Below are 21,518 nucleotides of genomic sequence, written 5' to 3' on the forward strand. Positions count from 1 at the left end.
AAATAGGAGGATTAATCAAATGGAATTAAAAGATTTTACAGAAAAAGAACAGGAAATGATTAAGAAGGGGCTGACTACGTCTAAGATTAGTGACAAGGAAACTGCTGAGAAGATTCTTGCGCTTGTCCCACAAGACTTGATTAAGCGCATCCCGTTTTTCGTCAGAAAACATGCTACTACACGTACGATTAAACGGATTTCAATTGAACACCCTGAACTCTACGCTGCAGCTCAAACAAGTGGTGAAATCCCAGAAAAAGAACGCGAAGAATTGCGTCAGATTATCACGACTATCTTTGAGCAAAAAATGAATAAGCACAGTATTAAGTAGAGAATGAAAAAATATTTTATTGGCGGTTTGGGAAGCAATGTCTATCATAGCAAGGATTTTCTTCAAGAACTAGATTCGCAGGTTTACTTTCTAAATCCATATGAAAAGCGTCTTCGAGATGAAACAGAATTGAAAGCATGGTTTAAAAAGGAAATAGTAGAGGGAGAATCTATCTGTCTGATAGGCCATTCTCTTGGAGGGGATTTGGCTCGTTATCTCGCATCGGAATTTCATGAAGTGAAAAAACTGATTCTTTTGGATGGTGGCTATCTAGATTTGGATAAGATTTTACCTTTAGAAACAGAGTTAGAGGAAGCTAAAAACTATATCGAATCTCAAGTCGTTTCGGACTTAGCTCTTCTTATTTCTAAAGAGAAATCTGAAGCAAAGCATTGGTCAGAAAATATGGAAGAAGCTGTAAGACAGTCTTATCACTGGAATGCGGAGTATAATAGATATGAGTTAGCTATAAATTCTGAAAATATAGGAGCGATTCTTCGACTACGGCGGAAAATCCAAGCTTTTAAAAGAGAAGTGGGGGATACCTTATTTATTAGTCCTCGCTATCCTAATGAAACTAGATGGAGAAAGGAAGCACTAAAAGAATTGCCAGACTATTTTGATACTATTTTTCTAGAGAACTTTGGCCATGAACTTTATACTCAAGCACCTAAAGAAATCGCTAGTCTAATTAATGAATGGCTCTCTTATCCTCACTGAGCTACTTGTATTGCTTGAAATGGTATAAGATTTAAAATAGCGGCATTAATAACTTTTCAAAACTATAATATTTATTTGCTCTGATAGAGATTGTTACGGGAGCGAATTATCCTGCCATTGTAATTACCGTAATTATTTGTTATAATGTATCAAAGGAGAAAATCAGATGGTAGTAAAAACAAGAAAACAAGGAAATTCAATCACCATTACGATTCCAAGTGAATTTAATATTCCAAGTGGTGTAAAGTACGAAGCTAAATTGTTACCAAGTGGTGAGATTATCTTTACTCCTGAAGAATTGGATCAGCAGGTTTCTTATGTATCTGATGAAGCCTTTGACTTAAATTTAGATAAAATCTTTGACGAATACGACGATGTTTTCAAAGCTTTGGTGGAAAAATGACAGTCTATCTAACAGAAAAGCAAATTGAAAAAATAAATGCTTTAGCAATTCAACGGTATTCTCCAAATGAGGAAATTCAAACTGTTAGTCCTTCAGCTTTAAATATGATTGTCAATTTACCAGAACAATTTGTCTTTGGAAAACCTCTTTATCCAACAATTTTTGATAAAGCAACAATACTATTTGTCCAATTAATAAAGAAGCATGTTTTTGCCAATGCTAATAAACGAACTGCTTTCTTTGTTTTAGTAAAATTTCTGCAATTAAATGGCTATCGTTTTACTGTTTCTGTTGAAGAAGCAGTAAATATGTGCGTAACTATCGCAGTAGAATCCTTAACAGATGAAAGCTTAACCACTTACGTCAAATGGGTCTCTGAACATTCGTTTAGAATTAATGGAAAAAAATAAGCTCAAATATTTAATTCTTGTAAGTATAAAAATAGATAAAGAGACTATATTAGAAATCTGTCATGCAGAAACTGATATTGTCTCTTTTTATTGATGAGTGAGAATTTTCGGTATCTTCCTATATCTCATATAACAAAAAACGAATAGGCTCTTTTTCTGTCATTCAGAAGAGAACTTGTTCGTTTTGTCTTTTTATTCTTTTAAAACACGCGATACACATAGGGATTTTCTGGTTTATCGACTTTGATAAAGCTGTCGATTTCCAAGGTTGGGAGGTTTTGTTTGAGTTCTTTATGGTAGTGATTGACCAGTTTTCCTTTAGCTGTTATCCAGGTGTTATTCTCATACTGACGGGTATTTCCCTTGGTCAACAAACCATACACACCAGAATCTGCGATACAATGTATAATGCCGAAGCGGAACAGGAATTGGCTATTAGCATGACTAGGGTCATTGTAGACAAAACCTGTGAACTGGACTGTCTTGCCCTCAAACTCATCTGGATAGTCGTATATGGCTTCCATGACTTCCATATAGTTTTCATTCGTAATCTGAATGCTATCTTGGGACAAATATTTATCCGCTGCCGTTCGCATTTCCTTTTCATAGGCTGTTTTTGAGAAATAAGAACTGGTATCTGGTTTCAAATATTGGCTTGTCGTTCCTTCGCTGGTCTGAATGGCTTGATCCGTTCCTTCTGATAAGGGGAAATGATAACCTTTAGCAGAAACGGTCTGAGAATCCAAGCTAACAGTTGGAAAAGTTAAGCCGACGACAATAGGAATAGCCAGAAGAGCAATACTCGTCACCTTCGCCAATCGGCTGTTCAGATGACTATGGGTTTTGACTTGCTTCATCCAGATATACAGTTGAACAATTGCTAAGATAAAGGAAAGTACCATGGAAATATAGGCCAGATAGGAATAGTGCATGTTGATGTACTGGTTTAATTTGCCCGACAGATGGAGATAAATGGTCAGTTCAAAATAGCCAGCTAAAACTAAAAATCGCATCATAGGATGACTCCAATCAAGAGAGAATACACTAAGACGACAAGAGTCACAATCGTTATGAAGTGGCTGATAAATCGTGCTTTCAAGTAATTTTTCATCATGAGAATATTTTTGATATCCAGCATTGGGCCAATCACGAGAAAGGCCAGAACTGGTGCTAAGCCGAAACTCGAGAGAAGAGAGGCTCCGATAAAAGCATCAGCCTCACTGCAGAGAGAAAGAAGAAAGGCCAACAGTATCAAGAGCAAGATGGCAAAAAGAGGGGTCGCACTTATAGAGGTTAGAATACGAGTTGGAACGTAGACCTGTATAACAGAGGCAAAGAGACAGCCGAATACCAAATAACGTCCCGTATCAAAAAATTCATCAATGGCTTGCACAAAGACCTGAAACACTTTTTTTGCAGGATTCAGATGAGAAAAATCGTGCTCATGACAGGTCAACCGATTTTCTTTTTGAATGGGTTCTTGCCAGAAAAATGCCAGAAAAATCCCAAATATCACAGCCACAACGATGGACCCTAGAGCTCTTAACAGGGCGACGTGGAAAGAATTGCCAAAGGCAGAATAGGTCGCAAAGAGGACAATAGGATTGATAACAGGTGCAGTTACGAGAAAGGGAACGGCCGTGTAACTGGGAACCTTCTTTTCCAGAAAACGATTGATAATGGGGACGATTCCACATTCACAAGAAGGGAAAAGCATCCCGACGAAAGTCCCAAAAAAGATTCTCCCCCAACGATTTCGAGGGAGAAAATGATAAACCTTATCAGGTGTGATATAGACCTCAATCAGCCCTGAAACTATACTTCCTATCAGAACGAAGGGAAGTGCTTCAATGATTATAGAGAGAAAAATAGCCCCAGTCTGAAGCACACTAGATGGGAGTTCTTGGAAAGCTATCATCTAGTTTTTCTTTTCTGCTTTAGCTTTTTTCTCTTTGTCATCAGGGAAAGTGACTTGCTTCAAATCAGGGAGTTTAGCAAACTCTTCAAACATCTTGTCCAAGTCGTCCGTTTTTGTAAATTTTACAGCCATAGGTGTACCTCGATTCTAAATTCTACCTCTATTATACTATTATTTTGAGGAAAAGGAAAAAGTTAAAATTGAGTATCTAACGAATAATAGAGCTTGATATATCCTAATATACACCATGATTGTGATATAATAGTTGTGGAATAATAACGGAGGAAATGATGGAACACGAAAAAATCGGTCAGGTTACCGAAGAAGTAAAAAAATTTTTAATATTGTTCTTGAAGCCAGTGACATAAAGGTCAACAAAGACGGTTTGAGAAGCCATATGATAAAACGCCATCACAATGATGTGATTCATCATATTGAAGACCTGGAACTCATACTAAGGGACCCAGATTTCGTTGGGGTCAATCCACGAGAGAAAGATGCTAGTTTTGAATACGTAAAAAGATTTGATGATAATGTTCTTGTTGCCATCAAGTTACATAAAAGTGGCGATTTCTTTTATGTTCCGACCATGTATCGCTTACAAGATTACAAGTTACAAAGTCGTATTAAGTCTGGTAGATTGAGAAAGTTTGACAAAAAAAGTAGATAGTGCTAGAATAACATTAACGAAGGACATTTGAGGGCAGAAAGGTTCCTGCCGCACCTTGAAAAAGGTATCTGAGATGCTGGGTACACCGACCAGTCAAGTGTCCGTTATTTCAAATGAGGGGCTTAAATGCTCCTTTTTTATTTAAAATTTCAAAATAGATTACACCCACCGCAGGCTCAGGCTTGCGATTTTTTTATTTGTCAAAAACACGCATTTTGAACGATTAGAAACAGAAAATTTCAACCCTATTGTTCAAAAAAGCGTTTTCTTGAAGAATAAGGAGGGAGAATCGTAGCGCATTATTGTCAAAAATAAAAACAGTGAAATTAATCACTAATCCTTTTGTAAACTATTAGAATTAAATTGCAACCTTCTCAATAATACGGGTCCCAGAACTGGCTATTATGCCAGATCCATTAAATACTTTTGATGTCATGGGGTGGTTAAAAAAGGAGGCAATGCTCTCTAAGTACAAGTCATTGTACTATAAAATATAAATCTATTCTCCACATATTGTTTTTAAATACTGTAAGAGCTAATTTGAAACGTTTAGCTTATGGTATAATAGATTCATGGATAAAAAATATGAAAAAATCTCCCAAGATTTGGGAGTGACTTTAAAGCAAATTGATACCGTTCTAAGTTTGACAGCAGAAGGGGCGACTATTCCCTTCATCGCGCGTTATCGCAAGGATATGACTGGTAGTCTGGATGAGGTGGCGATTAAGGCTATTATCGACTTGGATAAAAGTCTGACTAATCTCAATGACCGCAAGGAAGCTGTTTTGGCTAAGATTCAAGAGCAAGGTAAGTTGACCAAGAAATTGGAAGAAGCTATCTTAGCTGCCGAAAAATTAGCAGACGTTGAAGAACTCTATCTTCCTTATAAGGAAAAGCGTCGTACCAAGGCAACCATTGCCCGTGAAGCTGGACTCTTTCCTCTTGCTCGCCTGATTTTGCAGAATGTAGCTGACCTAGAGAAAGAAGCTGAGAAGTTTGTCTGTGAAGGATTTGCGACTGCTAAAGAAGCCTTGGCTGGTGCAGTTGATATCTTGGTTGAAGCCTTATCGGAAGATGTGGCCTTGCGTTCCATGACTTATCAGGAGGTGCTGAGACACTCTAAACTCACTTCTCAAGTCAAGGATGAAAGTCTTGATGAAAAACAAGTTTTTCAGATTTATTATGATTTTTCAGAGACAGTTGGAACTATGCAGGGCTATCGTACCTTGGCCCTCAATCGTGGGGAGAAGCTAGGCATCTTGAAGGTCGGTTTTGAACATGCAACGGACCGTATTCTTGCCTTCTTTGCTGCTCGTTTCAAGGTAAAAAATGCCTATATTGATGAAGTTGTTCAGCAATCCGTTAAGAAAAAAGTCTTGCCTGCTATCGAGCGCCGTATTCGGACAGAATTGACTGAGAAAGCGGAAGAAGGGGCCATCCAACTCTTTTCTGACAACCTGCGTAATCTCCTCTTGGTTGCTCCGCTGAAAGGGCGCGTGGTTCTTGGATTTGACCCAGCCTTTCGTACAGGTGCCAAGCTAGCTGTCGTGGATGCAACAGGAAAAATGCTGACAACTCAGGTTATTTATCCTGTTAAACCAGCATCAACTCGTCAAATCGAAGAAGCCAAGAAAGATTTAGCAGACTTGATTGGTCAATACAGTGTGGAAATTATTGCCATCGGAAATGGGACGGCCAGTCGTGAAAGTGAGGCCTTTGTGGCGGAAGTTTTGAAAGATTTTCCAGAAGTCAGCTATGTTATCGTCAATGAAAGTGGTGCTTCGGTCTATTCTGCTAGTGAACTTGCACGTCAGGAATTTCCAGACTTGACTGTTGAAAAACGCTCTGCCATCTCTATCGCCCGTCGTTTGCAAGATCCCCTTGCTGAATTGGTCAAAATCGATCCTAAGTCAATCGGTGTTGGTCAGTACCAGCACGATGTCAGCCAGAAGAAACTATCTGAAAGTCTGGACTTTGTCGTGGATACCGTGGTCAACCAAGTCGGTGTCAATATCAATACTGCCAGCCCAGCTCTGCTTTCCCATGTTGCTGGACTCAATAAAACCATTTCTGAAAATATTGTCAAATACCGTGAGGAAGAAGGAAAAATCACTTCACGCGCCCAAATCAAGAAGGTTCCTCGTCTAGGTGCCAAGGCTTTTGAACAGGCAGCTGGTTTCCTCCGTATTCCTGAAAGTAGCAATATCCTTGATAATACAGGAGTTCACCCAGAAAATTACGCTGCCGTTAAGGAACTTTTTAAACGCTTGAATATCAAGAACCTGAATGAAGAAGCCCAAGGCAAACTCAAGTCGCTATCAATCAAGGAAATGGCGCAAGAGCTAGACCTTGGTCCAGAAACTCTTAAAGATATCATTGCCGACCTTCTCAAACCAGGTCGAGATTTCCGTGATTCCTTTGACGCACCTGTGCTTCGCCAAGACGTCCTAGATATTAAGGACCTTGTTGTCGGTCAGAAGCTAGAAGGAGTAGTGCGTAATGTCGTTGACTTCGGTGCCTTCGTTGATATCGGGATTCATGAGGACGGTTTGATTCATATTTCGCACATGAGTCGCAAGTTTATCAAACATCCTAGCCAAGTGGTGTCCGTCGGTGATTTGGTAACTATTTGGGTTAAGAAAATTGATACTGAACGGGAAAAAGTCAATCTGTCGCTCCTGGCTCCAAATGAAACTGACTGATTATGTCAAGCAGGTTTCGTTAGAAGACTTCGGAAGACCTTTTATCCATCAAGCCCAGTGGAATTCTCGTCTACGTTCGACAGGTGGGCGATTTTTCCCAAAAGATGGGCATTTGGATTTTAATCCCAAGGTCTATGATGAACTGGGTTTGGATGTTTTTAGGAAAATTGTTCGCCATGAACTCTGTCATTATCATCTCTATTTTCAAGGGAAGGGCTATCAACACAAGGATCGGGATTTTAAGGAACTGTTGAAAGCAGTGGATGGATTACGCTTTGTGCCTTCCTTGCCCAATAGCAACTCTAAGCCAATCAAGCTCTATCGTTGCCAATCCTGCCAGCAAACTTATCAGCGTAAGCGTAGGATTGATACCAAACGCTATCGCTGTGGAGTTTGTCGAGGAAAGTTATTACTTGTAAATCAGCCCGAGGACTGATGAAAGCCTACCCTACCCGTGATATACTATGTCTAACCTAGCAGAAAGAGGAAATATCATGAACAGTAAATTTTATAAAATGAGACGAAATCGCATGATTTCAGGAGTTCTGGCAGGTCTGTCAGACAAGTGGAACTTTGATGTTACCCTTGTTCGTTTTCTATTTGCTATTTTTACAGTCGCAAACTTTGGACTTGGCGTGATTATCTATATCATCCTAGCTTCTATCATGCCAACCAAGGAAGAAATCGAAGCAGAAATGTACGGAACAGGCCCACGTAAACGCAAAGAAGCCCAAGCCATTGACGATAATGACGGATGGTTTTGGTGAGGTAGAAACAGTTATTTTACTGTTAGTCTATGAATTCGACTAATCTATTTTAAAATTTTTGACCCCTTGTATCCGCAAGGGTTTTCTTCTTGCCTTCTTTTTATGGTAAAATATTTCTGATAAAATATCTACATTTCCCCCAATCTTACAAAAATGTAAGATTAAAGTCTCTTTTGTAAGGTTAGGTTATGGCAAGCGGTCTTTTTTTGATGTAAACTAGACTCATAAAGAACAAAGGAGTAACATCATGAAACAAACCTTACATAAGAAAACAAGAAAACCAAGCCACAAAGATATCGAGCGTGTTCAGCTGGGATGCGCTATGATGCAAGCAACATTTCATTTGATGGGATATTAAGAAAGGAGATTCTCATGACACTTTTAGATGTAAAACACGTTCAAAAAATTTATAAAACTCGTTTTCAGGGCAACCAAGTAGAAGCCCTCAAGGATATTCACTTTACCGTGGAAAAAGGTGACTACGTTGCCATCATGGGTGAGTCTGGTTCTGGTAAATCAACTCTTCTCAATATTCTAGCTATGCTGGATAAACCAAGTCGTGGTCAGGTTTACCTGAATGGAACAGACACCGCAACCATTAAAAATTCACAGGCTTCTAGCTTCCGTCGTGAAAAGTTGGGCTTTGTCTTTCAAGATTTTAACTTACTAGATACTCTGTCTGTTAAAGACAATATCCTACTTCCGCTTGTCTTGTCAAGAAGACCTATTACGGAAATGATGAAGAAATTGGTGGTGACAGCTGAGAATCTAGGCATCAACCAATTGCAAGAGAAGTACCCTTATGAGATTTCTGGTGGTCAGAAACAGCGTGTAGCAGTAGCTCGCGCCATCATCACAGAACCTGAAATTCTCCTTGCGGACGAGCCAACAGGTGCCCTTGATTCCAAGTCCTCTGCAGCCTTACTTGATGTCTTTGATGAAATCAATGAGCGCGGTCAAACCATTCTCATGGTAACCCACTCCACAGCAGCAGCTAGCAGAGCTAAACGTGTACTCTTTATCAAAGACGGCATTCTTTACAACCAAATCTACCGTGGAGAGAAAACAGAGCGTCAGATGTTCCAAGAAATTTCTGATACCTTGACTGTCATGGCAAGCGAGGTGAATTAGTATGTTTCGATTAACCAATAAGTTAGCGGTATCGAACTTGATTAAAAACCGCAAACTCTACTATCCTTTTGCGCTGGCTGTTCTCTTGGCAGTCACTGTCACCTATCTCTTTTACTCCCTGACCTTCAATCCCAAGATTGCAGAAATTCGTGGAGGAGAAACCATCCAAACAACACTTGGATTTGGTATGTTTGTCGTCACCCTTGCGTCAGCTATTATTGTCCTTTATGCCAATAGTTTTGTCATGAAGAACCGTTCCAAGGAACTGGGGATTTATGGCATGTTGGGATTGGAGAAACGTCACCTGATCAGTATGACCTTTAAGGAGTTAGTGGTATTTGGGATTCTAACCGTTGGTGCAGGTATCGGTATTGGAGCCTTGTTTGACAAGTTGATCTTTGCTTTCTTGCTCAAACTGATGAAATTGAAGGTTGAGCTGGTCGCTACCTTCCAGATGAAAGTTGTCATTACAGTACTTCTTGTCTTCGGTTTGATTTTCCTAGGTCTCATGTTCCTGAATGCTCTTCGAATCTCCCGTATGAATGCCCTACAGCTCTCACGTGAGAAAGCTAGCGGTGAGAAAAAAGGTCGTTTCCTATCTCTCCAAACTATTCTTGGTGTGATTAGTTTAGGTGGTGGATATTATCTTGCGGTTACTGTAAAAGATCCCCTTACAGCTCTAATAACTTTTTTCCTAGCTGTTTTGCTGGTTATCTTTGGTACTTATCTATTGTTTAATGCAGGGATTACCGTTTTCCTTCAAATCTTAAAGAAAAATAAGAAATACTATTACCAACCAAATAACCTTATCTCAGTGTCCAACTTGATTTTCCGTATGAAGAAAAATGCAGTTGGACTAGCAACTATCGCAATTTTGTCAACAATGGTTTTGGTAACCATGTCAGCAGCTACTAGTATTTTCAATGCCTCAGAAAGCTTTAAAAAAGTTCTAAATCCGCATGATTTTGGGATTACTGGACAAAATGTTGAAAAAGAAGATTTGGACAAACTCTTGAGCCAGTTTGCAAGTGACAAAGGTTATAATATCAAAGAAAAAGAAGTTCTTCGTTACGCTTACTTTGGTGTTGCAAACCAAGAAGGTAGCAAGTTAACCATATTTGAAAAAGGACAAAACCGTGTCCAAGTCAAAACAGTTTTTATGGTATTTGACCAAAAAGATTATGAAACTATGGCTGGTCAAAAACTTTCTCTATCAGGAAATGAGGTTGGACTCTTTGCCAAGAATGAGGGAGTTAAAGAACAGAAAGCTCTAACTCTAAACGATCATCAATTTTCTGTAAAAGAAGAATTTACTAAAGATTTCATTGTGAACCATGTCCCAAATCAGTTTAATATTTTGACTTCTGATTACAATTACCTTGTTGTACCTAATTTACAAGCCTTTTTGGACCAATTCCCAGATTCGGCTATCTATAATCAGTTTTACGGTGGTATGAATGTAAGTATCAGTGAAGAAGAGCAACTCAAAGTCGCTGAAGAATATGAAAAATACTTACAAAAGTTTAATGCTCAATTAAACACTGAAGGTAACTATGTGTATGGTAGCACTCTAGCAGATGCTAGTGCTCAAATGAGTGTCCTCTTTGGCGGTGTCTTCTTTATTGGTATTTTCCTATCCATTATCTTTATGGTCGGAACCGTTCTGGTCATCTACTACAAGCAAATTTCTGAAGGATATGAAGACCGTGAGCGCTTTATTATCTTGCAGAAAGTTGGTTTAGATCAAAAGCAAATCAAGCAAACCATTAACAAACAGGTTTTAACTGTTTTCTTCCTTCCTTTGCTTTTTGCCTTCATACATCTAGCCTTTGCCTATCATATGCTTAGTCTGATTCTAAAAGTGATTGGTGTACTGGATACGACTATGATGTTGACTGTGACCTTGTCTATCTGCGCTATCTTCCTCATCGCCTATGTGTTGATTTTCATGATTACTTCAAGAAGCTATCGCAAGATTGTACAAATATAAAAAAAGATACCTCGACTTCAAAATCGAGGTATTTCTTGTATTTTATACTTAATGAAAATCAAAAAGCAAACTAGGAAGCTAGCCGCAGGTTGCTCAAAGCACTGCTTTGAGGTTGTAGATAGAACTGACGAAGTCAGCTCAAAACACTGTTTTGAGGTTGCGGATAGAACTGACGAAGTCAGTAACCATATATACGGCAAGGCGAAGCTGACGTAGTTTGAAGAGATTTTCGAAGAGTATTAAATGCTGAAAAGTTGTCCTAGCAGAAAGGTAACACCCATAGTTAAGAGACCAATAGCGAGGTTCCGAATCATAGCTGTTTTGGTTGGGGCTTTTCCAAGTTTAGCACTTGTATATCCAGTCACCAAGAGTGAAACTCCTACAATCAGGACAGTAGCAGGGATGCGGTATTCACTTGGGAAAATGGTTACTGAGAGCATTGGAGGTAAACTTCCAAGGAAAAAGGCAACGAAGCTAGAAATGGCAGCGTGCCAAGGATTGGTAAATTCTTCATACTCAATCCCATATTTTTCCTCTACTAAAGCCTTGAGAGGATTATTTAAAAAGGCTTTGTTGGTGAGAAGTTGGGCTGATGTTTCACACTCGCCATTTTGAATATAGGCAGCATAGAGGGACTTTTTGGCTAGTTCCATATCTTGGTCTAGCAAGACTTGCTCACGCGCAACGGCTGCTTCCTCAGTATCTTTTTGAGTTGAAACAGATACATATTCTCCACCAGCCATTGAAAAGGCACCTGCCAAGATAGCTGCAAAGCCTGATAAAAAGATAATCCAGATATTGGTCGTGGCACTGGCAACCCCGATAACCACACCAGCAATGGAAATAATCCCATCATTGGCACCAAGAACGCCCGCACGCAGGATATTTAAACGACCTGCAAAATTTGAATCGATTTCGTGATTTGTTTCTGACATATTATTCTCCTTTTTATCCAGTATAAAGGAAAAATATAAGGAAATCAATCTTTTAAAACTATCTGAAAAAAGTTGCACGATTTTAATGATGTAGAAATTTCAGCATTTTTTCTGATAAATCAAACACCGAGGGTAATGAGTATAGAATTGCATAAAAAATTTAAAATTAAATATGAAAATCATTTTGTTCACTTTATAATCGTTTACAAGAAAATAATTATTGATATTTTTTACATAAACCAAAGAGTTTACGAACATATTTTTGTTTTTTATCAAAAAATGCTTTACAAGTTCTTAAAAACATGTTATAGTAATAAAGCTTAGAAAATGAGATGATGTTTTCTAGCAAATATAAACCCGAGTAAAAAATGCCTACGGACAGGCAGGGTTGAATGCCGAAGCGTGGTTGAAAAACCACATTATTGATAGGGTTAAAAGCCTACTTTTATAAGTTGATGTTAGGATACTTGTCCTAATTCATAAATTTTTAGTGTGGTGAAAGCACACGTCATCTTGTGAAACGATCAATAAAGTACGTAATATTTGCTACTAGAGAGTTTGGAAACATCTGGAACAGACATACTCAACAGAAACAAACATAAAAACGTCAGAAGATTGCAGAGCAGGTGAAAACCTGCTCTTTTTTCATGAGTCAACCTTTGGTCGCCTTCGTCTTCTTGAGGCGCTATAAATACGGTAAAGGAGTATGTCTTGAAAGAGTTAGATCAAAACCAAGCTCCAATTTATGAGGCCTTGGTGAAGTTACGCAAGAAACGGATTGTTCCCTTTGATGTTCCAGGTCACAAGCGTGGACGGGGAAATCCAGAACTTGTCGAACTGTTAGGAGAAAAATGTGTAGGCATTGATGTCAATTCGATGAAACCTTTGGATAATTTAGGGCATCCTATTTCGATTATTCGAGATGCAGAGGAGCTGGCTGCAGATGCTTTTGGAGCTAGCCATGCCTTTCTCATGATTGGGGGAACAACTTCATCGGTGCAGACTATGATTCTGTCAACCTGCAAGGCAGGAGATAAGATTATTCTGCCACGAAATGTCCACAAATCTGCTATTAATGCACTGGTTCTATGTGGTGCCATTCCCATCTATATCGAGATGAGTGTAGATCCTAAGATTGGTATCGCTTTAGGTCTTGAAAATGACCGAGTAGCCCAGGCCATAAAGGACCATCCAGATGCCAAGGCCATTTTGATTAACAATCCTACTTACTACGGAATCTGTTCAGACCTAAGGGGATTGACAAAAATGGCTCATGAAGCTGGTGTGATGGTTTTAGTAGATGAGGCCCACGGAGCGCATTTGCATTTTACTGATAAACTTCCAATTTCTGCTATGGACGCAGGGGCTGATATGGCAGCAGTTTCCATGCATAAGTCTGGTGGGAGTTTGACACAAAGTTCGCTTCTTTTAATCGGGGAGCAGATGAATCCTGAATACGTACGTCAGATTATCAATCTTACCCAGTCAACATCCGCCTCTTATTTGTTGATGGCTAGCTTGGATATTTCGCGTCGCAACTTGGCCCTACGCGGTAAAGAATCCTTTGAGAAGGTTATTGAACTATCAGAGTATGCTCGCCGTGAAATCAATGCTATTGGCGGTTATTACGCCTACTCAAAAGAGTTAATAGATGGTGTGTCGGTATGTGATTTTGATGTAACCAAGCTGTCAGTTTACACTCAGGGTATTGGCTTAACAGGTATCGAGGTTTACGACCTCCTACGAGACGAATACGACATTCAGATTGAGTTTGGTGATATTGGCAATATCTTGGCCTATATTTCGATTGGTGACCGGATCCAAGACATCGAGCGTTTAGTCGGCGCTTTGGCTGATATCAAGAGACTCTATTCACGAGATGGGAAGGACTTGATAGCTGGAGAATATATTCAGCCCGAGTTGGTGTTATCTCCTCAGGAAGCCTTCTATTCAGAGAGAAGAAGTTTGTCTTTAGACGAATCTGTTGGACATGTCTGTGGGGAATTTGTCATGTGCTATCCTCCAGGAATCCCTATCTTGGCTCCTGGTGAACGCATTACACGAGAAATTGTAGACTATATCCAATTTGCCAAGGAACGTGGTTGTTCCCTCCAAGGGACGGAAGATCCTGAGGTCAATCACATCAACGTCATTAAGAGAAAGGAGAACTAGATGGATTTATGGTTTTCTGAAGTTCATACTCCAGATGTGAAATTGTCCCTGAGAACTGCCAAGCAACTCTACGCTGGAAAAAGTGAATGGCAGGATATCGAAGTCTTAGATACACCAGCTTTTGGAAAGATTTTGATTTTAAATGGGCATGTTTTGTTCTCAGATGCGGATGATTTTGTCTACAACGAAATGACCGTCCACGTTCCCATGGCTGTCCACCCAAATCCCAAGAAAATTTTGGTAATAGGGGGTGGCGACGGCGGTGTTGCCCAAGTATTAACACTCTATCCTGAGCTGGAACAAATCGATATTGTAGAACCTGATGAAATGTTGGTAGAGGTTTGTCGTGAGTATTTTCCAGACTTTGCTGCAGGTCTAGATGATCCTCGTGTTACCATTTACTATCAAAATGGGCTACGCTTTTTGCGAAACTGTGAAGATGACTATGATATTATCATCAACGATGCGACAGATCCATTTGGACATACGGAAGGGCTCTTTACCAAGGAATTTTACGGTAACAGTTATAGGGCCTTGAAAGAGGACGGCATCATGATATACCAGCATGGGAGTCCCTTCTTTGATGAGGATGAGTCAGCTTGCCGAAGCATGCACCGTAAGGTCAATCAAGCCTTTCCAATTAGCCGAGTTTATCAGGCCCATATCCCAACCAGTCCAGCTGGCTATTGGTTGTTTGGATTTGCTTCGAAAAAATACCACCCTGTCAAAGATTTTGACAAGGAAGGCTGGAAAAAACGCCAGCTTTTCACAGAATACTACACTGCAAACTTACACGTGGGAGCCTTTATGTTGCCCAAGTATGTTGAGGACATTTTAGAAGAAGAGGAAGGAAAAAAATGAGTCGTTTATTAGTTATTGGATGTGGGGGCGTTGCCCAAGTTGCTATTTCAAAGATTTGTCAAGATAGCGAAACCTTTACAGAGATTATGATTGCTAGCCGTACCAAGTCAAAATGTGATGACTTGAAAGCGAAGCTAGAAGGTAAAACAAGTACAAAGATTGAGACAGCGGCTCTTGATGCTGACAAGGTAGAAGAAGTGATTGCTTTGATTGAAAGCTACAAACCAGAAGCTGTTTTGAATGTAGCTTTACCATATCAAGATTTAACAATTATGGACGCTTGTTTGGCAACAGGTGTGCACTATATCGATACAGCCAACTATGAGGCTGAGGATACAGAAGACCCTGAATGGCGTGCTATCTACGAAAAACGCTGCAAGGAACTTGGTTTTACAGCCTACTTTGACTACTCATGGCAGTGGGCTTATCAAGAGAAATTCAAAAAAGCTGGCTTGACCGCTCTTCTTGGTTCTGGTTTTGATCCAGGTGTGACTAGTGTTTTTTCAGCATATGCCCTCAAACACTATTTTGATGAAATCCACTATATCGATATTTTAGACTGTAATGGTGGTGACCACGGTTATCCATTTGCGACCAACTTCAACCCAGAAATCAATCTACGCGAGGTTTCTGCGCCAGGTTCTTACTGGGAAGATGGGAAATGGGTCGAAGTGGAAGCTATGTCAATCAAGCGCGAGTATGATTTTCCTCAGGTTGGACAAAAAGACATGTATCTCCTTCACCATGAAGAAATTGAATCATTGGCTAAAAACATTCCAGAAGTCAAACGTATTCGTTTCTTTATGACCTTTGGTCAATCTTATCTAACCCATATGAAATGCTTGGAAAACGTTGGTCTCCTTCGTACAGATGCTATTAACTTTAATGGACAAGAAATTGTACCAATCCAATTCTTAAAAGCCTTGCTTCCAGATCCTGCCAGTCTTGGTCCACGTACTGTTGGAAAAACCAATATCGGCTGTATCTTTACAGGTGTTAAAGATGGTGTTGAAAAGACCATCTACATCTACAATGTCTGCGACCATCAAGAATGTTACGCAGAAGTTGGTTCACAAGCCATTTCTTACACGACAGGAGTTCCAGCCATGATTGGAACAAAATTGGTTATGAACGGTACTTGGAAACAAGCTGGAGTGTATAACCTTGAAGAATTGGATCCAGATCCGTTCATGGAAGCTTTGAATGAGTATGGTTTGCCATGGGTTGTGGTTGAAAATCCACAAATGGTGGACTGATGAAGTTAGAACAAGTACCAACACCAGCTTATGTCATTGACTTGGCCAAGTTAGAAGCAAACTGTCGCGTTCTACAATATGTTCAGGAAGAAGCAGGTTGCAAGGTTTTGCTTGCACAGAAGGCTTATTCCCTCTACAAAACCTATCCCTTGATTAGCCAGTATCTATCTGGTACAACTGCAAGTGGTCTCTACGAGGCTAAATTAGCAAGGGAAGAATTTCCAGGGGAAGTCCATGTCTTTGCGCCTGCCTTCAAGGATGAGGACATGGAGGAATTGCTTGAGATAACAGACCATATCGTCTTCAACTCGGATAGACAATTGCGTAAACACGGTCCGCGTTGTCGAGCTGCTGGTATCAGTGTTGGTTTACGTCTCAATCCTCAATGTTCAACACAGGGTGACCACGCGCTCTACGACCCTTGTGCCCCTGGATCCCGTTTTGGAGTCACTCTAGACAAGATACCGAGTGATTTGCTGGACTTGGTTGACGGCCTTCATTTTCATACCCTTTGCGAGCAGGGAGCAGATGATTTAGAGACAACTTTGAAAGCAGTAGAAGAGCAGTTTGGTCCCTACTTACATCACGTTAAATGGCTCAATATGGGGGGCGGCCACCACATCACAAGAGAAGACTATGATGTGGATTTGCTGATTTCTGAGGTCAAACGTATCCGAGAAACTTACAATCTTGAAGTCTATATCGAGCCTGGTGAAGCCATTGCGCTCAATGCGGGTTATCTAGCGACTGAAATATTGGATATTGTCGAAAACGGTATGGAAATCTTGGTTTTAGATGCCTCTGCGACCTGCCATATGCCTGACGTACTTGAGATGCCCTATCGTCCACCTTTGAGAAATGGCTTTGATGCACAGGAAAAAGCTCATACCTACAGACTTTCTTCCAATACTTGTCTGACGGGCGATGTAATTGGTGATTATAGCTTTGAAAATCCAGTCCAAATAGGAGACAGACTTTATTTTGAGGACATGGCAATCTACTCATTTGTAAAAAATAATACATTTAACGGTATTGGCTTGCCAAGTCTCTATCTCATGGACGAGCGAGGTGACTGTAGTTTAGTTAAAGCCTTTGGCTATCAAGATTTTAAAGGGAGATTATCATGATGGACAGTCCCAAAAAATTAGGCTATCGTATGCCAGCAGAGTACGAACCACACCATGGTACCCTCATGATATGGCCGACTCGACCAGGTTCATGGCCCTTTCAAGGAAAAGCTGCCAAAAGAGCATTTACTCAAATTATCAAGACTATAGCAGAAGGGGAAACAGTTTATCTCTTGGTGGAGCAAGACTATCTATCTGAAGCCCAAGACTACCTTGGAGATAGCGTTATTTATCTAGACATTCCCACCAATGACGCCTGGGCCCGTGATACAGGTCCGACTATTCTTGTCAATGATAAAAGAGAAAAGTTGGCAGTCGATTGGTCTTTCAATGCTTGGGGTGGTGCTGTTGATGGTCTCTACCAAGACTATGAAGCCGATGACCAAGTAGCCAGTCGTTTTGCTGAGGCCTTGGAAATACCTGTTTATGATGCTAAAACTTTTGTATTGGAAGGCGGCGCAATCCATAGCGATGGACAAGGAACCATTCTCGTGACTGAAAGTTGCTTGCTTAGTCCTGGTCGCAATCCTTATCTTAGTAAAGAGGAAATCGAAAACACCTTATTAGAGAGCCTTGGTGCTGAAAAAGTTATCTGGCTTCCTTATGGTATTTATCAGGATGAAACCAATGAACACGTTGACAATGTTGCTGCCTTTGTTGGCCCTGCAGAGCTTGTCTTGGCTTGGACAGACGACAAAAGCGATCCTCAATATGCCATGTCAGCAGCTGATTTAGCGCTTTTAGAAAATGAAACAGATGCAAAAGGTCGTCACTTCACCATTCATAAATTGCCTATCCCTGCAGTTCGACAAGTTGTGATAGAAGAGGATTTGCCAGGCTACATCTATGAAGAAGGAGAAGAAGAGCGATACGCAGGTGAACGACTAGCGGCTTCCTATGTAAACTTTTATATCGCTAACAAGGCTGTCTTGGTTCCACAGTTTGATGATGTAAACGACCAAGTGGCCTTAGATATCCTCAGTAAGTGTTTCCCAGACCGTAAAGTTGTCGGAATTCCAGCCAGAGATATTCTCTTAGGTGGTGGCAATATCCACTGTATCACCCAACAAATCCCAGAATAGGAGAAAAAGATGAGAAATGTAAGAGTTGCAGCCATTCAGATGCAATGCGCCAAGGATGTGGCAACAAATATCCAAACCGCAGATCGTTTAGTACGTCAGGCTGCAGAACAAGGTGCACAAATTATTCTTTTACCCGAATTATTTGAACGTCCATACTTTTGTCAGGAACGACAGTATGACTACTACCAGCATGCCCAGTCGGTGACAGACAATACAGCTATTCAGCATTTTAAAACCATTGCTAAGGAACTACAAGTTGTTTTACCAATCAGTTTCTATGAAAAAGATGGCAATGTCTTGTATAACTCTATTGCTGTCATTGATGCAGATGGGGAAGTGCTGGGCGTTTATCGAAAAACCCACATACCAGATGACCATTACTATCAAGAAAAATTCTATTTCACGCCTGGTAACACTGGTTTCAAGGTCTGGGATACTCGCTATGCTAAGATTGGGATCGGTATCTGTTGGGATCAATGGTTCCCTGAAACAGCCCGTTGTCTCGCATTAAATGGGGCAGAATTGCTCTTTTATCCAACTGCTATTGGCTCTGAGCCTATCCTAGATACGGACAGTTGTGGTCACTGGCAACGTACCATGCAAGGACACGCAGCAGCAAATATTGTTCCAGTCATTGCAGCCAATCGCTATGGTTTGGAAGAAGTTACTCCTAGTGAGGAAAATGGCGGACAGAGTTCCAGTCTTGACTTCTACGGTTCATCCTTTATGACGGATGAAACAGGCGCTATTCTAGAGCGAGCTGAAAGACAAGGTGAAGCTGTTCTGTTAGTTACTTATGACCTAGACAAGGGAGCAAGCGAACGCCTAAACTGGGGCTTATTTCGAGATAGAAGACCAGAAATGTATCAACGAATTACGGATTAGAAGATAAATTCTGGATATTTACGTCTGTCTTACAAAAATGTAAGATAGGTGTACAATTATGCGTGAAAATGTATGCTATACTCTATGTACGTCAAAAAGAAAGAGATTTATAAAGAGATTTATTATGAAAAAATGGAATGCGACGTAGTTGAAGTACCTGATGGCGTCAGTAATGCTTCTAGATCATATCCCTCATATCACTGGAATCGTTTCTCCTATGTGGGAAGGTATCTTTCATGCTATGACCCGTTATGTGGGAGTTTGGTTTGCGTTTATGGCTGGTTAAAGCTAAAAGAGAAAACAGGAGAATTAAACCATCAAGAAGTAAAAGGAACAAAACCAAGAAAGGTTGATAGAGATAGACTTAAAAACTATCTTACTGACAATCCAGACGCTTATTTGACTGAGATAGCTGCTGAATTCGGATGTCACCTAACTACCATTCACTATGCTCTCAAAGCTATGGGCTACACTCGAAAAAAAAGAACCACACCTACTATGAACAAGACCCAGAAAAAGTAGCTTTATTTCTTAAAAATTTTAATAGTTTAAAGCATCTAGCACCTGTTTATATTGATGAAACAGGATTCGATACTTATTTTTATCGAGAATATGGTCGCTCTTTAAAAGGTCAGTTAATAAGAGGTAAAGTATCTGGAAGAAGATATCAGAGGATTTCTTTGGTTGCAGGGCTAACAAATGGTGAGTTAATCGCTCCAATGACTTACGAAGAGACGATGACGAGCGACTTTTTTGAAGCTTGGTTTCAGAAGTTTCTCTTACCAACCTTAAACAAACCATCAGTTATCATTATGGATAATGCAAGATTCCATAGAATGGGTAAGCTAGAACTCTTGTGTGAAGAGTTTGGGCATAAACTTTTACCTCTTCCTCCCTACTCACCTGAGTACAATCCTATTGAGAAAACATGGGCTCATATTAAAAAGCACCTCAAAAAGGCATTACCGAGTTGTAGTACTTTTTTCGAGGCTCTTTTGTCTTGTTCTTGTTTCAGTTGACTGTGTATTACATAATTTATTTTATGTAGCTTACAAACTATCCAGAGCATTCTTTTGTTCATCATTAACGATATGGGTATAGAGGTCAGTGACTTGTGTACTGGCGTGTCCTAGCTGGTGGCTAACCAAAACTTGTGATTTAGTTGCATCATAGAGCCTAGTGGCTAGGGTATGGCGGAGTTTGTGGGGAGTTACACGCACTTTGAAGTCCTCAGAATACTTAGCAACCATTTTTTCCACGCTGGAAGCATCGATACGATTGGGAACACCTCTGTAGAGTGTCAAAAAGAGGGCTGTATCTGTTTTTTCCGTCTTATAGCGTTGATTTCGAATGGCTAGATAATTCTCTAGGTAAGGCTTAGCAAAAGCAGCGACATTGACTGAGTCACGTTTTCCACCCTTACGTGTGACATCAATAACCATCATTTTAAGATTGAGATCTCTTAGATCCAGATTAACAGCTTCAGATAAACGGACACCAGATGCCAAGAGAAGGGCAATAATGGCTAAATCTCGTTCCTTATTTTTACTGAATGATGAGAGAGCCCGATTTGAGAGCTGTTGTGGGTACTCTTGGTCAATATAAGTTAGAAAACCTTCAGTTTCATCACCTAGAAAGAGTTTTTGCTTGATATTTTCAGCTCTAGCAGCAAGCGTTTCTTTCTTTTTCTTGGTTGAAACTTTCTTCATTACATTACGATAAAAATAAGGTTCACCCTGGTCGTTTTCAACTTCCTCGGTCAGATACTTGTAAAGACTAGAAAGGGCTGACAAGGTCCGATTGATGGTTGTCTGAGAAACACCTTGTTTGCTTGTATTGGCATTCAGCAAAGGACGTTCACGCAGATATAGGATAAAAGCTTCCATGTCTTTCTTTGACATATTTTCCAAGACCGATAAAGGAATATCAGACAGTTTATCAGCGTTTGAAATTCCAGACTCTAAAACCCAGCTGAAAAATCGATCGTATTCCTTGAGGTATTCGTACAAGGTTGTAAAACTGTAGGGAACAGCAAGCTTAGATTGGTAGTATTCCAAAACATACCAGGGCATGATTTGTTTTAGTTTATCGATTCGTTCCAGTAAAATCTCACGTTTCATGTATTTTCTCCATAAATAAGTCTACTAGTAGTATAGCA

At 40.1% G+C, this 21,518-nt stretch carries 21 protein-coding genes and 3 pseudogenes; 19 read left to right on the top strand and 5 right to left on the bottom strand.

All coding sequences use genetic code 11. The features are described 5' to 3' along the window. Positions 1–19 precede the first annotated feature (19 nt). The 4 genes from SK629_RS05550 to SK629_RS05565 all read left to right on the top strand — a co-directional run bounded on the left by SK629_RS05550 (position 20) and on the right by SK629_RS05565 (position 1,864). The gene (locus SK629_RS05550) at positions 20–331 is read left to right on the top strand and encodes a hypothetical protein (RefSeq protein WP_000420556.1); all 312 of its coding nucleotides are present in this window, start codon (positions 20–22) and stop codon (positions 329–331) included. Positions 332–334: 3 nt separating this feature from the next. Next, positions 335–1,051, top strand: coding sequence for an alpha/beta fold hydrolase (locus SK629_RS05555; protein ID WP_042900960.1), 717 nt, complete (start codon positions 335–337; stop codon positions 1,049–1,051). A 166-nt stretch (positions 1,052–1,217) separates the two neighbouring features. After that, a complete protein-coding gene (locus tag SK629_RS05560) occupies positions 1,218–1,454 on the top strand; it encodes an AbrB family transcriptional regulator (RefSeq protein ID WP_042900961.1) in 237 nt (78 codons plus the stop codon). Then, positions 1,451–1,864 carry a type II toxin-antitoxin system death-on-curing family toxin gene (locus SK629_RS05565; protein WP_042900962.1) on the top strand — a complete coding sequence of 138 codons (414 nt, stop codon included), beginning with the start codon at positions 1,451–1,453 and terminating at the stop codon, positions 1,862–1,864. Before SK629_RS05560 ends, SK629_RS05565 begins: the two co-directional genes overlap by 4 nt. A 200-nt stretch (positions 1,865–2,064) precedes the next feature. Here SK629_RS05565 and SK629_RS05570 read toward each other — a convergent pair whose 3' ends face one another. From SK629_RS05570 to SK629_RS12835, 3 genes are read right to left on the bottom strand one after another with little or no spacing between them, the layout of a single operon-like run. Next, positions 2,065–2,880, bottom strand: coding sequence for a TIGR03943 family putative permease subunit (locus SK629_RS05570; protein ID WP_042900963.1), 816 nt, complete (start codon positions 2,878–2,880; stop codon positions 2,065–2,067). After that, positions 2,877–3,782, bottom strand: a complete 906-nt coding sequence (locus SK629_RS05575) for a permease (RefSeq protein ID WP_042900964.1) — start codon at positions 3,780–3,782, stop codon at positions 2,877–2,879. Before SK629_RS05575 ends, SK629_RS05570 begins: the two co-directional genes overlap by 4 nt. Then, positions 3,783–3,914 (bottom strand): SPJ_0845 family protein, encoded by a 132-nt coding sequence (locus tag SK629_RS12835; RefSeq protein WP_004234728.1) that lies wholly within the window; start codon positions 3,912–3,914, stop codon positions 3,783–3,785. A 265-nt stretch (positions 3,915–4,179) separates the two neighbouring features. Here SK629_RS12835 and SK629_RS05585 point away from each other — a divergent pair, with 265 nt between their 5' ends. From SK629_RS05585 to SK629_RS05610, 7 genes and pseudogenes are all read left to right on the top strand, one after another. Beyond that, the gene (locus tag SK629_RS05585) at positions 4,180–4,452 is read left to right on the top strand and encodes a hypothetical protein (RefSeq protein WP_235219612.1); all 273 of its coding nucleotides are present in this window, start codon (positions 4,180–4,182) and stop codon (positions 4,450–4,452) included. 386 nt (positions 4,453–4,838) lie between these two features. Continuing rightward, positions 4,839–4,921, top strand: a pseudogene (locus SK629_RS13005) (acetyl transferase); the annotation flags it as partial. A gap of 103 nt (positions 4,922–5,024) precedes the next feature. Next, the gene (locus tag SK629_RS05590) at positions 5,025–7,154 is read left to right on the top strand and encodes a Tex family protein (RefSeq protein ID WP_042900965.1); all 2,130 of its coding nucleotides are present in this window, start codon (positions 5,025–5,027) and stop codon (positions 7,152–7,154) included. Beyond that, positions 7,141–7,590, top strand: coding sequence for a SprT family protein (locus SK629_RS05595; RefSeq protein ID WP_042900966.1), 450 nt, complete (start codon positions 7,141–7,143; stop codon positions 7,588–7,590). Before SK629_RS05590 ends, SK629_RS05595 begins: the two co-directional genes overlap by 14 nt. A gap of 58 nt (positions 7,591–7,648) precedes the next feature. Continuing rightward, positions 7,649–7,921 (top strand): PspC domain-containing protein, encoded by a 273-nt coding sequence (locus SK629_RS05600; RefSeq protein WP_042900967.1) that lies wholly within the window; start codon positions 7,649–7,651, stop codon positions 7,919–7,921. Positions 7,922–8,293: 372 nt separating this feature from the next. Further along, positions 8,294–9,052 (top strand): ABC transporter ATP-binding protein, encoded by a 759-nt coding sequence (locus SK629_RS05605; RefSeq protein WP_000173358.1) that lies wholly within the window; start codon positions 8,294–8,296, stop codon positions 9,050–9,052. Position 9,053: 1 nt separating this feature from the next. After that, on the top strand, positions 9,054–11,042 hold the full coding sequence (locus SK629_RS05610) for an ABC transporter permease (RefSeq protein WP_042900968.1): 1,989 nt from the start codon (positions 9,054–9,056) through the stop codon (positions 11,040–11,042). A gap of 239 nt (positions 11,043–11,281) precedes the next feature. On the opposite strand, the gene SK629_RS05615 is transcribed toward SK629_RS05610, so the two are convergent. Next, positions 11,282–11,977 carry a VIT1/CCC1 transporter family protein gene (locus SK629_RS05615; RefSeq protein ID WP_042900969.1) on the bottom strand — a complete coding sequence of 232 codons (696 nt, stop codon included), beginning with the start codon at positions 11,975–11,977 and terminating at the stop codon, positions 11,282–11,284. Between the two features lie 711 nt (positions 11,978–12,688). Here SK629_RS05615 and SK629_RS05625 point away from each other — a divergent pair. From SK629_RS05625 to SK629_RS11520, 8 genes and pseudogenes are all read left to right on the top strand, one after another. Next, positions 12,689–14,149 carry an aminotransferase class I/II-fold pyridoxal phosphate-dependent enzyme gene (locus SK629_RS05625; RefSeq protein ID WP_042900971.1) on the top strand — a complete coding sequence of 487 codons (1,461 nt, stop codon included), beginning with the start codon at positions 12,689–12,691 and terminating at the stop codon, positions 14,147–14,149. Beyond that, the gene (gene speE / locus SK629_RS05630; RefSeq protein ID WP_042900972.1) at positions 14,150–15,010 is read left to right on the top strand and encodes a polyamine aminopropyltransferase; all 861 of its coding nucleotides are present in this window, start codon (positions 14,150–14,152) and stop codon (positions 15,008–15,010) included. Beyond that, positions 15,007–16,266 (top strand): saccharopine dehydrogenase family protein, encoded by a 1,260-nt coding sequence (locus SK629_RS05635; protein WP_042900973.1) that lies wholly within the window; start codon positions 15,007–15,009, stop codon positions 16,264–16,266. The genes speE and SK629_RS05635 overlap by 4 nt, the downstream gene beginning before the upstream one ends. Beyond that, positions 16,266–17,393 (top strand): carboxynorspermidine decarboxylase, encoded by a 1,128-nt coding sequence (gene nspC, locus SK629_RS05640; RefSeq protein ID WP_042900974.1) that lies wholly within the window; start codon positions 16,266–16,268, stop codon positions 17,391–17,393. Before SK629_RS05635 ends, nspC begins: the two co-directional genes overlap by 1 nt. Then, the gene (aguA, locus tag SK629_RS05645; RefSeq protein ID WP_042900975.1) at positions 17,390–18,475 is read left to right on the top strand and encodes an agmatine deiminase; all 1,086 of its coding nucleotides are present in this window, start codon (positions 17,390–17,392) and stop codon (positions 18,473–18,475) included. Before nspC ends, aguA begins: the two co-directional genes overlap by 4 nt. Before the next feature lie 9 nt (positions 18,476–18,484). Beyond that, positions 18,485–19,360 carry an N-carbamoylputrescine amidase gene (gene aguB / locus SK629_RS05650; protein ID WP_042900976.1) on the top strand — a complete coding sequence of 292 codons (876 nt, stop codon included), beginning with the start codon at positions 18,485–18,487 and terminating at the stop codon, positions 19,358–19,360. Between the two features lie 160 nt (positions 19,361–19,520). Continuing rightward, positions 19,521–19,640: pseudogene (locus tag SK629_RS11515) on the top strand (beta-carotene 15,15'-monooxygenase); the annotation flags it as partial. After that, positions 19,631–20,379: pseudogene (locus SK629_RS11520) on the top strand (IS630 family transposase); the annotation flags it as partial. The pseudogenes SK629_RS11515 and SK629_RS11520, both read left to right, overlap by 10 nt. Before the next feature lie 30 nt (positions 20,380–20,409). Here the strand turns inward: SK629_RS11520 and xerS are convergent. Further along, the gene (gene xerS / locus SK629_RS05670) at positions 20,410–21,480 is read right to left on the bottom strand and encodes a tyrosine recombinase XerS (protein ID WP_042900979.1); all 1,071 of its coding nucleotides are present in this window, start codon (positions 21,478–21,480) and stop codon (positions 20,410–20,412) included. Between the last annotated feature and the right edge of the window lie 38 nt (positions 21,481–21,518).

Origin of the sequence: Streptococcus mitis (genome assembly GCF_000722695.1) — a bacterium.
GTDB lineage: Bacteria > Bacillota > Bacilli > Lactobacillales > Streptococcaceae > Streptococcus > Streptococcus mitis_O.

Bases quoted from the DNA above. Each gene is read 5' to 3' on its own strand.
- SK629_RS05585 (WP_235219612.1), top strand. From the start codon at position 4,180: ATGATAAAACGCCATCACAATGATGTGATTCATCATATTGAAGACCTG.
- xerS (WP_042900979.1), bottom strand. From the start codon at position 21,480: ATGAAACGTGAGATTTTACTGGAACGAATCGATAAACTAAAACAAATC.
- SK629_RS05600 (WP_042900967.1), top strand. From the start codon at position 7,649: ATGAACAGTAAATTTTATAAAATGAGACGAAATCGCATGATTTCAGGA.
- SK629_RS05595 (WP_042900966.1), top strand. From the start codon at position 7,141: ATGAAACTGACTGATTATGTCAAGCAGGTTTCGTTAGAAGACTTCGGA.
- SK629_RS05575 (WP_042900964.1), bottom strand. From the start codon at position 3,782: ATGATAGCTTTCCAAGAACTCCCATCTAGTGTGCTTCAGACTGGGGCT.
- aguB (WP_042900976.1), top strand. From the start codon at position 18,485: ATGAGAAATGTAAGAGTTGCAGCCATTCAGATGCAATGCGCCAAGGAT.
- aguA (WP_042900975.1), top strand. From the start codon at position 17,390: ATGATGGACAGTCCCAAAAAATTAGGCTATCGTATGCCAGCAGAGTAC.
- SK629_RS05610 (WP_042900968.1), top strand. From the start codon at position 9,054: ATGTTTCGATTAACCAATAAGTTAGCGGTATCGAACTTGATTAAAAAC.
- SK629_RS05550 (WP_000420556.1), top strand. From the start codon at position 20: ATGGAATTAAAAGATTTTACAGAAAAAGAACAGGAAATGATTAAGAAG.
- speE (WP_042900972.1), top strand. From the start codon at position 14,150: ATGGATTTATGGTTTTCTGAAGTTCATACTCCAGATGTGAAATTGTCC.
- SK629_RS05570 (WP_042900963.1), bottom strand. From the start codon at position 2,880: ATGATGCGATTTTTAGTTTTAGCTGGCTATTTTGAACTGACCATTTAT.
- SK629_RS12835 (WP_004234728.1), bottom strand. From the start codon at position 3,914: ATGGCTGTAAAATTTACAAAAACGGACGACTTGGACAAGATGTTTGAA.
- SK629_RS05590 (WP_042900965.1), top strand. From the start codon at position 5,025: ATGGATAAAAAATATGAAAAAATCTCCCAAGATTTGGGAGTGACTTTA.
- SK629_RS05635 (WP_042900973.1), top strand. From the start codon at position 15,007: ATGAGTCGTTTATTAGTTATTGGATGTGGGGGCGTTGCCCAAGTTGCT.
- SK629_RS05615 (WP_042900969.1), bottom strand. From the start codon at position 11,977: ATGTCAGAAACAAATCACGAAATCGATTCAAATTTTGCAGGTCGTTTA.
- SK629_RS05605 (WP_000173358.1), top strand. From the start codon at position 8,294: ATGACACTTTTAGATGTAAAACACGTTCAAAAAATTTATAAAACTCGT.
- SK629_RS05560 (WP_042900961.1), top strand. From the start codon at position 1,218: ATGGTAGTAAAAACAAGAAAACAAGGAAATTCAATCACCATTACGATT.
- SK629_RS05565 (WP_042900962.1), top strand. From the start codon at position 1,451: ATGACAGTCTATCTAACAGAAAAGCAAATTGAAAAAATAAATGCTTTA.
- nspC (WP_042900974.1), top strand. From the start codon at position 16,266: ATGAAGTTAGAACAAGTACCAACACCAGCTTATGTCATTGACTTGGCC.
- SK629_RS05555 (WP_042900960.1), top strand. From the start codon at position 335: ATGAAAAAATATTTTATTGGCGGTTTGGGAAGCAATGTCTATCATAGC.